12 protein-coding genes and 1 tRNA gene are annotated in these 13,620 nt (G+C 67.4%); 11 read left to right on the top strand and 2 right to left on the bottom strand.

Annotation, left to right across the window (positions count from 1 at the left end; translation table 11 throughout):
• Positions 1–26 precede the first annotated feature (26 nt).
• Positions 27–1,241, top strand: coding sequence for a S8 family serine peptidase (locus HDC94_RS06220; RefSeq protein WP_257021634.1), 1,215 nt, complete (start codon positions 27–29; stop codon positions 1,239–1,241).
• Between the two features lie 36 nt (positions 1,242–1,277).
• On the top strand, positions 1,278–2,600 hold the full coding sequence (locus tag HDC94_RS06225) for an NAD(P)/FAD-dependent oxidoreductase (RefSeq protein ID WP_179495886.1): 1,323 nt from the start codon (positions 1,278–1,280) through the stop codon (positions 2,598–2,600).
• On the opposite strand, the gene HDC94_RS06230 is transcribed toward HDC94_RS06225, so the two are convergent.
• Positions 2,601–2,954, bottom strand: coding sequence for a hypothetical protein (locus HDC94_RS06230; RefSeq protein WP_218870482.1), 354 nt, complete (start codon positions 2,952–2,954; stop codon positions 2,601–2,603).
• A 93-nt stretch (positions 2,955–3,047) separates the two neighbouring features.
• On the opposite strand from HDC94_RS06230, the gene HDC94_RS06235 reads away from it, so the two are divergent.
• The 9 genes from HDC94_RS06235 to HDC94_RS06275 all read left to right on the top strand — a co-directional run bounded on the left by HDC94_RS06235 (position 3,048) and on the right by HDC94_RS06275 (position 12,239).
• Positions 3,048–3,121 (top strand) — tRNA-Leu (locus tag HDC94_RS06235).
• A gap of 283 nt (positions 3,122–3,404) precedes the next feature.
• Positions 3,405–4,637, top strand: coding sequence for a ThuA domain-containing protein (locus tag HDC94_RS06240; RefSeq protein ID WP_179495888.1), 1,233 nt, complete (start codon positions 3,405–3,407; stop codon positions 4,635–4,637).
• 163 nt (positions 4,638–4,800) lie between these two features.
• Positions 4,801–5,442 (top strand): TetR/AcrR family transcriptional regulator, encoded by a 642-nt coding sequence (locus tag HDC94_RS06245; protein WP_179495890.1) that lies wholly within the window; start codon positions 4,801–4,803, stop codon positions 5,440–5,442.
• Complete coding sequence (locus HDC94_RS06250) at positions 5,439–6,701, top strand: MFS transporter (RefSeq protein WP_308495641.1); 1,263 nt, start codon at positions 5,439–5,441, stop codon at positions 6,699–6,701. Before HDC94_RS06245 ends, HDC94_RS06250 begins: the two co-directional genes overlap by 4 nt.
• A 3-nt stretch (positions 6,702–6,704) precedes the next feature.
• Positions 6,705–7,931, top strand: a complete 1,227-nt coding sequence (locus HDC94_RS06255; RefSeq protein ID WP_179495891.1) for an amino acid deaminase/aldolase — start codon at positions 6,705–6,707, stop codon at positions 7,929–7,931.
• Positions 7,928–9,238: a D-arabinono-1,4-lactone oxidase gene (locus HDC94_RS06260; RefSeq protein ID WP_308495642.1), complete on the top strand. Its 1,311-nt coding sequence runs from the start codon at positions 7,928–7,930 to the stop codon at positions 9,236–9,238. Before HDC94_RS06255 ends, HDC94_RS06260 begins: the two co-directional genes overlap by 4 nt.
• Complete coding sequence (locus tag HDC94_RS06265) at positions 9,235–10,632, top strand: GH1 family beta-glucosidase (RefSeq protein WP_308495643.1); 1,398 nt, start codon at positions 9,235–9,237, stop codon at positions 10,630–10,632. The genes HDC94_RS06260 and HDC94_RS06265 overlap by 4 nt, the downstream gene beginning before the upstream one ends.
• A gap of 53 nt (positions 10,633–10,685) precedes the next feature.
• The gene (locus tag HDC94_RS06270) at positions 10,686–11,252 is read left to right on the top strand and encodes a LemA family protein (RefSeq protein ID WP_179495893.1); all 567 of its coding nucleotides are present in this window, start codon (positions 10,686–10,688) and stop codon (positions 11,250–11,252) included.
• Positions 11,253–11,363: 111 nt separating this feature from the next.
• A complete protein-coding gene (locus tag HDC94_RS06275; protein ID WP_179495895.1) occupies positions 11,364–12,239 on the top strand; it encodes a M48 family metallopeptidase in 876 nt (291 codons plus the stop codon).
• A 166-nt stretch (positions 12,240–12,405) separates the two neighbouring features.
• On the opposite strand, the gene HDC94_RS06280 is transcribed toward HDC94_RS06275, so the two are convergent.
• Positions 12,406–13,596, bottom strand: coding sequence for a winged helix-turn-helix domain-containing protein (locus HDC94_RS06280; RefSeq protein WP_179495896.1), 1,191 nt, complete (start codon positions 13,594–13,596; stop codon positions 12,406–12,408).
• Between the last annotated feature and the right edge of the window lie 24 nt (positions 13,597–13,620).

Here is a 13,620-nt window from a genome sequence, read left to right on the forward strand (position 1 = left end):
TCCGCCTCCGGTCCGCAGCCGCCCTCATGGTCACCACCATCGCGGCATCCCTCCTTCTCGTCGCGTCCCCGGCCTCGGCCGACGGTGTGCGCGACGGCGAGTACTGGCTCGACGTGTACGGCATCCGCCAGGCGTGGGCGACCACCCAGGGCGAGGGCATCACGATCGCGATCATCGATACCGGTGTGGACGGAACGGTCGCCGAGCTCAGCGGTGCGGTCGTCGGCGGTGCCGACTTCTCGGGCCTTGGCTCGTACAACGGCCAGAAGCCCGTCGGGTCCACGGGCTCCGACCACGGCACGATGGTGGGCTCACTCGCGGCCGGGCGGGGCACCGGCCCGGATTCCGGTGTGATCGGCTCGGCCCCCGCGGCATCCCTGCTCTCCGCCTCCATCGGCTTCGGCGAAGGCGCCAAGAGTTCCGACGAGCAGATCGCCGACGCGGTGCGCTGGTCCGTCGACAACGGCGCGGACATCATCAACATGTCGCTCACGCGCAACACCACCGACTGGCCGGAGAGCTGGGATGACGCCTTCCTCTACGCCTTCGAGAACGATGTCGTCGTGGTGGCCGCTGCGGGCAACCGCGGCAGCGGCACCACGCAGGTGGGCGCTCCCGCGACCATGCCCGGCGTTCTGACCGTCGCCGGCGTCGACGCGCAGGGCCAGGCGAGCTTCGACGCGTCATCCCAGGGCATCACGATCGCGGTGGCGGCACCCAGCGAGAATCTCGTCGGTGTGACCCCCGGCGGTGGTCACGTCCGGTGGAACGGCACGAGTGGCGCAGCGCCCATCGTGTCCGGCATTGTCGCGCTCGTCATGGCCGCCCACCCCCAGCTGGATGCCGCGAATATCATCAATCGTGTCGTGGCGACGGCGCGCGATGCTGGCGCCGCGGGTGCCGACCCCATCTACGGGTTCGGGCTCGTCGACGCGCAAGCAGCTGTCACGGCATCCGTTCCCACCGTCACGGCGAACCCGATGGGGGAGCTGAGCGATTGGATCCGGGTCTATCGTCGTGCGGACTCGACGCCCACGCCCATCCCGTCGAGCGTGCCGTATGCGATCCCGGAGGACGTACCGCTCGCGCCCGACAGTTCGCTCGGAGTGCTCATGCCGACCGTGCACCAACTGAGGGTGGCTGGCGTTCCTTTGCTGGTCTTCGTGGTGTTCGCGACCCTTGTCGTGGTGGCCGGTGGCCTGGCTGTCCGGCATTTCAGGTCACTGCGCAAGACGGAGTAGGGTTAGGGCGAACTTCCACCAAGGAGAGCCCTACACGTGCCCAAGATCCTGATTGTCGGCGGCGGTTACGCCGGTTTTTACACTGCTAAGAAGCTTGAGAAATGGTTGGGCCGTAACGAAGCCCAGGTCACCATGGTGGACCCGCTTCCGTACCTCACGTACCAGCCCTTCCTGCCCGAGGTAGCAGCGGGATCCGTCGAGCCCCGTCACGCGGTCGTCTCGCACCGTCGTCACCTCAAGCGCACTCGTGTCGTGAACGCGAAGGTGACCTACGTCAACCACGAGACCAAGACCGCGACGATCACCCCCGAGGTGGGCGAGCCGTGGGACGAGACCTACGACATCGTGGTGATGACCGCCGGCGCCGTGTCGCGCACGTTCCCCATCCCGGGTGTCGCCGATGAGGCCATCGGCATGAAGAACATCGAGGAGGCGGTGGCGGTTCGTGACCGCATCATCCGCAACTTCCAGAAGGCATCGAACCTGCCGGAGGGCAGCGCCGAGAAGAAGCGTCTCCTGACGTTCGTCGTCGTGGGTGGCGGCTTCGCCGGTATCGAGGCGTTCGCCGAGATGCGTTCGCTCGCGTCATCCCTCGTTCGCCAGTTCCCGACGATCTCCTTCGAGGAGACCCACTTCCACCTCATCGAGGCGATGGGTCGCATCATGCCGGAGGTGTCGCTAGAGACGAGCAAGTGGGTCATCAAGTCGCTCGCCGAGCGCGGTGCGCAGATCCACCTCGACACCCAGCTCAGTTCGGCCACCGGCGGCGTCATCGAGCTCTCGACGGGGGAGTCGTTCGAGTCCGACACGATCGTCTGGACCGCCGGCGTCATGGCCAACCCCATGATCCGCAACACCGACCTCCCCATCGAGGAGCGCGGTCGCCTTCGCGCTAACGCCGCGCTGCAGATCATCAACGACGAAGGCCCCGTGGCGGATGCCTGGACCGCTGGTGACGTCGCGGCCGTTCCCGACCTCACGGGCAAGGGTGTCGGCGGCTTCTGCGTGCCGAACGCCCAGCACGCTGTGCGCCAGGCCAAGCTGCTCGCGAAGAACATCGTGGCGAGCCTGCGCGGCGAAGACCCGAAGGACTACTACCACGAGAGCCTCGGCGCCGTGGCGGGTCTCGGTCTCTACAACGGTGTTTTCCAGTACCGCAAGCTCGCGATCAAGGGCTTCCCCGCGTGGGTCATGCACCGCGGCTACCACGGCCTCGCCATCCCGATGTGGGAGCGCAAGCTGCGCGTCTTCGGTAACTGGGTGCTGAACTTCCTGCTGCGCCGCGACATGGTCGAGCTGTCCGCTCGGGTACACCCGCGTGCGGCGTTCGAGGAGTTCGCCTCCCGCCCGAAGGCGTAGCTAGCGCCGCGCTGCCTTCACGATGAGCGCGATGCCCCACGCGATCGTGCTCACGAGCGGGATCGCGACGGACATGAGTGCGATCACGTTGGGCTGGAACTGCAGGCCCTGGGGCCCACGCACGTAGGCGCCGAGGGGGATGGCGACACCGCCGCCCCCTCCGCCGCTGCCCTCACCGTTGCCGAGCTCCAGCCCCTCGCCTCCGCCGAACCCGTACGTGACGAAGGCCACGGGGACGATCTCGGCGCCGTCGACGGTCTGCTTCTCGCCGTAGGCGAGTTTCACGCTCCGGTCGGGCACGCCCGCCGCGAGCTTCTCGGTGATCCTGTCCTGTTTCGATGTCGTGTCAGCCATGGCGCACAGGCTACGCGCGGCGGCCAGCGGTGTCGAGGCCTGCCCCGTGCTGCCTCGATAGGCTGAGTCGCCGGATGCCCGTGCATCCGCCCCGCCCCGGTAGCCCAATTGGCAGAGGCAGCCGACTTAAAATCGGCACAGTCAGGGTTCGAGTCCCTGCCGGGGCACTCACGCTGCCCCTCCTCCCACCCGCGAGTGTTCCGATATGGCTGTCATTTTCGGCCGAATAGCAGCCATATCGGAACACTCGCGGCTGTATCACCTGGCTGGCGCGGGTCGCAAGGGGTTGCGGAAATTCTCACCCTGCGTAATTATGCGTCTCCCGCAACAAACCGAAAGCCACTCGATATATGGGTTGTCTGGGATTAACTTGACAATCTCCGATTAATTTCGTCAGATGGAACGACAAATGGTAGTACCTCCTGTACACCCTTCTGACGGAGATGATCAATGAAGACCTTCTATCCCGCAGTGCTCGCGAGCGCTGCACTCGTGCTTCTCGGGGGCGTGACCGCTGCGCCCGCAGTCGCGGCAGCTCCAGAGGATCCCGCGATCCTCGTCTTCTCGGCGACGGCGGCCTTCCGCCACACCGAGTGCATTGCCACCGGCACCGAGGCGATCGCGAATCTCGGCTCGGAGAACGACTTCCGCGTCGACGCGACCGAGGATGCCACGGTGTTCAACGACGCGAACCTCGCGCAGTACGACGCCGTCGTGTTCCTGTGCACAACGGGCAACGTGCTCGATGAAACTCAGCAGGGCGCGTTCGAGCGCTACATCCAGGGCGGTGGCGGATACTTCGGCATCCACTCGGCCTCCGACACCGAGTACGACTGGCCCTGGTACGGCGGCCTCGTCGGCGCCTACTTCCTCGACCACCCGTTCGCCCCGCAGTTCCAGGAGGCGACCGTGAACGTGGAGGACGAGCACACCGCTGCGACCGACTTCCTGCCGAACCCGTGGGTGCGCACCGACGAGTGGTACAACTTCCGCTCGAACCCGCGTGACATCACGCACGTGCTGCTCTCGCTCGACGAGTCGACCTACGACCCGTCCGGCTACACCGGCTCGACCGGTATGGGCGACCACCCCATCGCCTGGTGCCACCCGTACGATGGCGGCCGTTCGGTCTACACCGCAATGGGCCACTCCGGTTCGTTCTGGTCAGAGCCCCTTCTGCTGCAGCACATGCTCGGTGGCATCCAGATGGCGGCCGGCTACGCCGACTTCCGTTGCTTCGATGAGGTCACCTGGGCCCAGCTGACCGACGAGACTCGCGGTGGAGTGGATGCCGCGGCATCCGTCGCCCAGGGTGCGATGCTCCCCATCCAGGTCGGGGCTGACCGTGCAGGCGAGACCCTCGAGGTGCACCTCTTCTCCGCCTCGAACGAGACTGCCGTCTCGCTCGGTACCGGAGTCGTCTCCGAGGATGGCACGCTCTCCGTGACAGTCCCCGCCGACTTCGCTCTCGGTGCCGCGAAGGCCGCAGTGCTCTCCACTGATGGCCAGCTCCTCGGGTGGGATGACACGTCAGTCGTCACGCCTGCTGCGGGTGGCACGACCACCGGCCCGGCCCTCGCGGCCACGGGTATGGACGTTGCACCGGTCACCGGTGTCGCCGCGCTGATCCTGCTCCTCGCGGGAACGGCCGTGGTCCTGGCGGTCCGCCGCCGCGACGCGTAACCAGCCAACCGACTGCCCCCTGTCCCGCAGCTCTCGCGGGGCAGGGGGTTTTCGTGTGCCCGCGTTACGCGGTGGTTACAAGATCGCCGGTCGGTTGCATCCGGGACACCCGTCTGGGACAGTTGTCCCACTACGCGTCCAACGGAGCCGAGAGGAGACAGTCGTGGCCAGGATTCCCGCCGAGGAACGCCGCGAGTTGCTGCTCCAGGCCGCCCTGCGCGTCTCCGCTCGCAAGGGCATCGCGGGCGCAACCACTCGGGCCATCGTCGCCGAGGCCGGGATGTCGCTCGCGAGCTTCCACTACGCGTTCCGGTCGCACGACGAGATGATGGCGGACTTGGTCGCTCTCGTCGTCGAAGGTGAGTCCACGGCGGTGTTCGCCGCGCTTCACCCGGGAGCGGACATCCATCAGTCCCTGCGCTCCGGGCTTCATGCGTTCCTCGACTACGTCATCGCCGACCCTGGTCACGAACAGGTGATGCAGGACATCATGCAGTACGCCCTGCGCACGCCCGGCCTCGAGCATCGCGCGGCCGAGCAGTACGAGAGCTACCACCGGGCGGTCACCGAGCTGCTCGTTGCCGGTGCCGCCGCAGCCCACGTCGTGTGGTCGATGCCCGTGGCCGAGATCGCGCGGCTCGTCGTCACCGTGACCGACGGGGTGACGCTCGCATGGCTCGCCAATCGCGATGAGGCAGCGGCCCGTCGCGTGCTCGACTTCGCCGCAGACACCTTCGCCACGCTCGCGAGGCCCCTCCCGCCGCGAGAAGACAGCCCCACGAGAGAGAGCCAGGTCACCGCGTGAGCACAACCACCGATCTCCCGGCGCCCGCGCCCTTCGCCGAGCCCACGAGGGCGGTGACAGGAGGATGGATCGCACTCTTCGCCACTGCCTGGCTCGGTGTGTGGATGGCACAGCTCACGCCGGTCCAGCTGCTGCTCCCGCTTCAGGTCGAGGCCCAGCTCGGTGCCACGAACTGGGTGGACAACGTCGTGGCCTTCGGAGTGATCTCGGGCATCGCGGGATTGTGTGCCCTCGTCGCCTACCCCCTCACTGGCGCACTCTCCGATCGCACGATGAGCCGTTTCGGAAGGCGTCGCCCCTGGATCGCGGGCGGCGCGGTGCTCTTCGCGGTGAGCCTCCTTCTTCTCGGCCTGCAGGAGTCGATCGTCGGGGTCGGCATCTTCTGGGCCCTGGCGCTCACGGGCTTCTGCGTTCTCACGGCGGCCCTCACCGCGGTGATCTCCGACCAGGTTCCCGTGAACCAGCGGGGCTTCGTCTCCGGGTGGATCTCCGCCCCGCAGGCCGTGGGCACGATCCTCGGTCTCGTCCTCGTGACGGAGCTCTTCGTCGGCCAGTTCCTCGGTTACGCCGCGATGGCCGCCCTCCTCGTTCTCCTCGTGCTGCCGTTCCTCCTCCGGGTTCCGGATGCCCGCCTCACGTCCGCCGATACGCTGACGGTCCGCAAACTCCTCGCCGGGTTCTGGATCAGCCCGCGGGAGTACCCGGACTTCGGCTGGACCCTCCTCAGTCGCATCCTCGTCAACTTCGGCAACGCCTTCGGCACAGCACTGCTGCTGCAGTTCCTCCAGTACGGGCTCGAGGTCGACGACGCCGAGGGCACGCTCATTGTCCTGACCCTCATCTACATGGTGTTCGTGATCCTCGCCTCGCTCGTGCTCGGCAAGCTCTCCGACAGGCTCGGTCGCCGCAAGCCCTTCGTTTTCGTCGCAGCGAGCCTCCAGGGCATCGCGGCCCTCATGCTCGCGTTCGTTCCGGATGTCACGGTCGCGATGGTCGCGGCAGGCCTCCTCGGCCTCGGCTACGGATGCTTCCTCTCGGTGGACCAGGCGCTCGCGACCCAGGTGCTCCCCGACCCGCACACCCGCGGCAAGGATCTCGGCATCATGAACATCGCGACCGCAGTGCCCCAGGCCCTCGCCCCGCTCCTGGGTGCGATCGTCGTCGCGATGCTCGTCGGCTTCCAGGGCCTCTTCATCCTCTCCGCGGTCGCCGCCATCCTGGGCGCACTCGCGGTTCTCCCCATCCGGAGTGTGCGCTAGACCATGAACCTCGATCGTCCGACCACGCAGCCGTGGCTGCAGCCCGCGAGCTACTGGGGAGGGATGACGGCGGCCACCGCATCCCTCGACACCCCCGTCGGCGCGCTCAACCTCACCGCGCTCGCCCACAACACCCACGACATGCTGGACCGGGCGAACGGCACGACCATCCGCGTGGCGAGCAAGTCCCTCCGCGTGCGCGGCGTCATCGAGCGGGTGCTCACGGTGCCCGGCTATGCCGGCGTGCTCGCGTACACCCTGCCCGAGGCCCTCTGGCTCGCCGAGACGATCGACGACGTGGTTGTCGGCTACCCGAGCGTGGATGCCACGGCGATCCGGACCCTCGGGAGCTCGGCTTCCCTCGCCCGTCGGGTCACCATCATGGTGGACTCGGTCGCGCAGCTGGATGCGGTCGACGCGGTGCTGCCTCCGGGTACGCGGGAGAACATCCGCGTCTGCCTCGAGCTCGATGCATCCTGGAAGTCCCGACTCATCGGCCACACAGGGGTCTATCGTTCGCCGGTGCATTCCGTTGACCAGGCCGTCTATCTCGCACGTCACATCGTGAGTCGTCGTGGGTTCGATCTCGTCGGCATCATGTCGTACGAGGCGCAGATCGCGGGCGTCACCAACCGTCCGCCGGGCAAGCCCGTGCGGGCGCGGCTGGTCGACTGGATGCAGCGCTCCTCCTTCGAGGAGCTCACCACGCGCCGCGGCGAGGTCGTCACCGCCGTCCGCGAGATCGCCGATCTCGAGTTCGTCAACGGCGGAGGCACTGGCTCGCTCGAGCGCACCTCGTCCGACCCGGCCGTCACCGAGATCGCCGCGGGCAGCGGGCTCTTCGGTCCGCGCCTCTTCGACGGGTACAGCCACTTCACGCCGGCACCGGCCGCGGCATTCGCCCTCTCCGTCGTGCGCAAGCCCACCCCGGAGCTCGCCACGCTGCTCGGCGGCGGCTGGATCGCCTCCGGTCCGCCAGCACCCGACCGGATGCCGCAACTCGCGTGGCCGGAGCGCCTCGAGTTCCTCGCCCGCGAGGGCGCCGGCGAGGTGCAGTCGCCCGTGAGGGGCGCCGCGGCGGCACGTCTCGCGGTGGGCGATCGCGTCTGGCTCCGCCACACGAAGGCGGGTGAGGCGAGCGAGCACCTGAACGAGTTCGCCGTGGTCAATGGCGACACTATCGTGGACACCGTTCCCACCTACCGCGGCGAGGGGAAGGCCTTCCTGTGAGCATCGAGACCGGTCGGCCGTGGAGGAACTGGGGGCGTTCGGAGTCGTCGACTCCCGCGTTCGTCTCGCGCCCGACATCCGTTGACGAGGTCATCGAGACCGTGCGTTTCGCCCGTGAGCGAGGTCTCACGATCAGGCCGGTCGGGGCGAGCCACAGCTTCACGGCGATCGCGGCCACCGACGGTGTACAGCTCGACGTCTCGGCGATCGATGGCCTGATCGCCGTCGACGGCACCATGGTCACGCTCGGCGCCGGCACGCACCTCCACCAGCTTCCCGAACTGCTTGCACCGTATGGCCTCGCCCTGCAGAACATGGGCGACATCAACGTGCAGACGCTCGCCGGTGCCACCTCGACCGGCACACACGGCACCGGGTCGGCGTTCGGTGGCCTCGCCACGCAGATCCGCGAGGTCACCCTCGTCACCGCTGCGGGGGAGCTGCTTCACGTCAGCCGCACGCAGAACGCGGAACTGCTGCCTGCGGCGGTGCTCGGTCTTGGCGCCCTGGGAGTGCTCGTCGCGATGACGATCGAGTGCGTGCCCGCGTTCGTGCTGCGCGCGGTGGAACGGCCGGAGAGCGCGGCGACGGTCCTCGCCGAGTGGGAGCAGCGCATCGCCGAGCACGACCACTTCGAGTTCTACTCGTGGCCCCACGCGGAGCTCGTCAGCACCAAGACCAATACGAGGATGCCTGCCGATACGCCCCGCAAGCCGCTCGGCCCCGTGCAGGAGTGGTTCGACAATCGCGTCATGGCCAACACGGTGTTTGGCGCATCCCTCGAGATGCTGCGGCTCATGCCGGCCATGATCCCGCCCATGAACCGGTTGTCGGTGAAGCTCGAGGCCAACCGGGAGTTCTCGGACTACTCGTGGGACGTCTTCTCGACCGTGCGCACCACGCGCTTCCGCGAGATGGAGTACGCGCTGCCGGTCGAGCACGTGCCCGCGGCGCTCACGGCGATCCACGATCTCATCGCCGCGAAGGGATGGCGCATCTCGTTCCCCATCGAGGTGCGGGCGTCTGCCGCCGACGATCTCTGGCTCTCGACGGGTCACGGTCGCGCCACGGGCTACATCGCAGCCCACCGTTTCTGGAAGGACGACCCGACCGAGTACTTCCGCGAGATCGAGGCCATCATGCGCGATCACGAGGGCCGGCCGCACTGGGGCAAGATGCACGGTCGCACCGCCGAGGACCTCCGACCGGCCTATCCGCGGTTCGACGACTTCCTCGCCGTGCGGGACCGGCTCGACCCGGACCGCCTGTTCGCGAACCCCTACCTGTCGCGCGTGCTGGGCGCGTGATCGAGCCCGACGCGCTCGCGGCACGGCTGCCCCGGGACTTCACGATCGGCGTGGCCATGGCAGCCACGCAGATCGAGGGTGCCGTCACCGAGGGCGGGCGTGGGCGGTCCACGTGGGACACCTTCGCCGCGCAGCCCGGCCGCATCATCGACGGCACGACGCCCGAGATCACCGACGACCACTTCCACCGGTACCGCGAGGATGTCGCACTGATGCGGGAGCTGGGGGTGGACGCCTATCGCTTCTCGATCGCGTGGCCGCGCATCCAGCCCGAGGGCAGGGGCGCCGCCAACTCCGCCGGCATCGCCTTCTACGACAGGCTGCTCGATGAGCTGCTCGAGGCGGGCATCAGCCCCGTCGCGACCCTGTTCCACTGGGACGTGCCCGAGCCGCTGCAACGCGCAGGCGGATGGATGACACGGGACACGGCATCGCGTCTCGCAGACTTCGCCGCACTCGCCGCAGATGCCTTCGGCGACCGCATCGACAAGTGGATCACCCTCAACGAGCCGACGACGGTGACCCTCAACGGCTACGCGCTCGGCATCCACGCGCCGGGGGAGTCCCTCCTGTTCGACGCCCTCACGACGGTCCACAACCAGCTGCTCGGCCACGGACTCTCTGTGCAGGCCCTCAGGGCACGCGGCGTGAAGGGCCAGGTCGGCGTGACCAACGTGCACTCGCCTGTCGTGGCCGCACAGCGCGGCTTCATGAACGCGCAATTCGCGAAGGTCTTCGACCTCGTGCACAACCGGATCTACGCCGATCCGGTGCTCCTCGGTCGCTACCCGAGGTTCCCCCTGCTCGCCCGCAAGGAGTTCCGCGCACTCCGCGAGACCGACCCGGCCGACATGGCGATCATCCACCAACCGCTCGACTTCTACGGTCTGAACTACTACATGCCGACGCGTATCGCCGTGGGGGCTCCCACGGAGGCTTCGACGCCGGATGGCGACGCCGAGGCCATGCGCGACCTCCCGTTCCACCTCGCGGAGTGGCCCGAGTACCCGAAGACCGGCTTCGGCTGGCCGATCTCGCCCGAATACCTCACGGCGTCGCTGCGCGACTACGCGGCGCGCTATGGCGGTTCCCTTCCTCCGGTGTACATCACAGAGGGCGGCGCGAGCTTCGCGGATGTCGTGGATTCCGAGGGACGAGTGGATGACGCATCCCGCGTGTCCTACCTCGCCGATCACATCGCGGCTGCCCTCGACGCGTCCGACGAGGTGGACCTGCGCGGGTACTTCGTGTGGACCCTTCTCGACAACTGGGAGTGGGCCGCCGGCCTCACCCAGCGCTTCGGCCTGGTGCACGTGGACTTCGATTCGCTCGTTCGCACGCCGAAGAGTTCCTTCCGCTGGTTACAACGCGTGCAAAGCTCACGAAAGCGCTGATTCCGCCCGACTTTCTGGGCATTTCACAGCGCGACTGCCGTACCATGGCAGCCATGGAAATCCTTATCGTCGTTGGCGTCATCGTCCTGCTGGTGGTCATCGTCGGCATCTACCTCTGGTCGACCTACAACTCGCTCGTCACACTCAACGTTCGCGTGGACGAGGCCTGGAGCGACATCACGGTGCAGCTCAAGCGTCGTGCCGACCTGCTCCCCAACCTCATCGAGGCGGTCAAGGGATACGCGGCGCACGAGAAGGGCGTCTTCGAGAACGTCACGAAGGCCCGCGCCGAGACGCTCTCCGCCCAGGGACCCGCTGACGCTGCAGCGGCCGAAAACCACATGCAGCAGGCGCTCAAGAGCATTTTCGCCGTCGCTGAGGCGTACCCGCAGCTGCAGGCGAGCCAGAACTTCCTCCAGCTGCAGGCGGAGATCGTCGACACCGAGGACAAGATCCAGGCGAGCCGGCGTTTCTACAACGGTGGTGTGCGTGAGCTCAACACCAAGATCAAGCAGTTCCCGAACACGCTCTTCGTGCGCGGTCTCGGCTTCACCGAGCGCGAGTTCTTCGAGGTCACCGACTCGGCAGCCATCGCCGAGCCCCCGCGGGTTCAATTTTGAACTGAAGGTCGAGGCTTCCGAAGGAAGGCTCGACCGAAAGTTCAAGGTTGAGGAGCGGCGCAGCCGCGTCTCGAAACCCGTGCACCTACGTAATTACTGGGAGCCCCCAAGATGTATCGCGCCATAGCGAAGAACAAACGCAACACCGTTTTCATCATCCTGCTGTTCATCCTCATCATCGGGGGTCTCGCTGCCCTCGCGGCGGTGATCTACCAGGACGTCACGATCGTCATCATCACGCTCGTGATCTCGATCGCCTACGCGCTCATCCAGTACTTCGCGGCGAGCAGTCAGGCGTTGGCGCTGAGTGGCGCGCACCAGATCGAGAAGGCCGATAACCCGAGGCTCTACCGCATCGTGGAGAACCTGTCGATCACCACGGGCACCCCGATGCCGAAGGTCTACATCATCAACGATCCGGCACCGAACGCGTTCGCGACGGGTCGCGACCCCGAGCACGCGTCGGTCGCCGCGACCACGGGCTTGCTGGAGATCATGACGGACTCGGAGCTCGAGGGCGTCATGGCGCACGAGATCGGTCACGTGCAGAACTACGACATCCGCGTCTCGATGATCGTCTTCGGCCTTGTCGTCGCGGTGGGCTTCATCGCCGACATGCTTCTGCGGATGGCCTTCTTCGGTGGCCGCAACTCGAACAACAACAACCCGATCGTGCTCGTATTCGGGCTTGTGGCGTTCCTCGTTGCGCCGCTCGTGGCCGCGGTCGTGCAGGCTGCGGTGTCGCGGCAGCGGGAGTACCTGGCGGATGCCACGGGCGCGCTCACGACGCGGCATCCCGACGCCCTCGCCTCGGCCCTGCAGAAGCTCGCCGACTACGGTCGCCCCATGATCAAGCAGAACTCGACGATGGCGCACATGTGGATCTCGGATCCGACGAAGCCGGGCCTCATGGACCGCCTCTTCGCGACTCACCCGCCGCTTGCCGAGCGCATCCAGCGTCTCGGCAAGATCGGCGGCAGTTTCTAGGAGAGCGTTCCCCTCCGCGCTTCTGCTGGTTGAGTAGGCCCGCGAAGCGGTGCGACCCCTGTGGGTTGAGTAGGCCCGCGAAGCGGCCGTTATCGAAACCTCACCAACGAACAACACCAACCACAGTGGTGAGGTTTCGATAACGCCGGGCTGGCGCCGCGGCTACTCAACCCACAGAGTGGTAGTGTCGCGCCAACTCAGCGATGAGGTCTCCGCGGTCCGCGAACTCGACCCCGCCGAGCCCCTGCCACGCGGCGATGCGATCCAGCAGCCCGACGACCCGGTCCAGGTCGACGGATGCCCCGTCCTCACGCCACGCGGACTGCACCCGCAGCACCCCAGCCTGCCGGTCGCTCTTGAGGTCGATCCGGCCGACGAGCGCATCGTCGATGAGCAGCGGCAGCGTGTAGTACCCGTAGACGCGCTTCGGCGCGGGCGTGTAGACCTCGATGCGGTAGTGGAACCCGAACATGCGGAGAGCCCTCGCGCGGTCCCACACGACGGGGTCGAAGGGGGAGAGCAGCGCCTCGGTCTCGATGCGACGGGGGATGCGGGCATCCCGATGCAGCCACGCACCCTGCGACCACCCGCGCACGGCCACCGGCAGGAGAACGCCAGCATCCGCGAGCTCGGCGATGGCGGGACGCACGTCCGTGCTCTTCAGCCGGTAGTAGTCCGCGAGATCGCTCGCCGTGGCGATCCCCAGCGCGGCGGCACTGCGTTCGACCAGTTGGCGGTGGGCATCCTGCCGGGAGACGACGCGAGACAGCACCTCGCCACCGAGGATCTGCCCCGGCAGGGCGTAGCTCCGCTCGAACCGCGTGCGACCCCCACTCACGGCATCACCCCAGCGGAACAGGTACTCGAGTCCGCGCTTGACGTCCGACCAGCCCCACCAGGGCCCAGCCCGCTTGTTGGAGTCGTGCTCGATCTGGCTGGCCGCGACGGGACCGCGCGCTGCGAGTTCGTCGCGCAACCACTGGAGCATCGCGGAGTTCTGCTGCACCCACGGCTCGCGACCGAGGTCACGCTCGCGCAGCTGCTCCATCTTCCAGCGCCAGAGCGGCCAGTCCTCGGCTGGGATGATCGCGGCCTCATGGGCCCAGTACTCGATGTACTTCGACCGGCGCCCGAAGGTCAGCCGATCGAGCACGGTCTTGTCGTAGGCGCCCAGGCGAGCGAAGAGCGGCAGGTAGTGGCTGCGTTCGTAGACGTTGATCGAGTCGAGTTGCAGGAGACCGAGCCGCTGGATCGTCGCGTTGAGCTGTCGGGTGGAGGCTGCGGCCGGCGGCTTGCCGAAGCCCTGCGCCGCGAGCGCAATTCGACGGGCCTGCGCTGCGCTGACGGACTCCACCACGGTCTCGACGCTAGCGGCGACGGA

This window comes from Leifsonia sp. AK011 (assembly GCF_013410945.1).
Lineage (GTDB): Bacteria > Actinomycetota > Actinomycetes > Actinomycetales > Microbacteriaceae > Rhodoglobus.

Excerpts from the sequence above, each read along its gene's own strand:
- HDC94_RS06220 (WP_257021634.1), top strand. The coding sequence starts at position 27 with ATGGTCACCACCATCGCGGCATCCCTCCTTCTCGTCGCGTCCCCGGCC.
- HDC94_RS06230 (WP_218870482.1), bottom strand. The coding sequence starts at position 2,954 with ATGGCTGACACGACATCGAAACAGGACAGGATCACCGAGAAGCTCGCG.
- HDC94_RS06255 (WP_179495891.1), top strand. The coding sequence starts at position 6,705 with ATGAACCTCGATCGTCCGACCACGCAGCCGTGGCTGCAGCCCGCGAGC.
- HDC94_RS06275 (WP_179495895.1), top strand. The coding sequence starts at position 11,364 with ATGTATCGCGCCATAGCGAAGAACAAACGCAACACCGTTTTCATCATC.
- HDC94_RS06270 (WP_179495893.1), top strand. The coding sequence starts at position 10,686 with ATGGAAATCCTTATCGTCGTTGGCGTCATCGTCCTGCTGGTGGTCATC.
- HDC94_RS06240 (WP_179495888.1), top strand. The coding sequence starts at position 3,405 with ATGAAGACCTTCTATCCCGCAGTGCTCGCGAGCGCTGCACTCGTGCTT.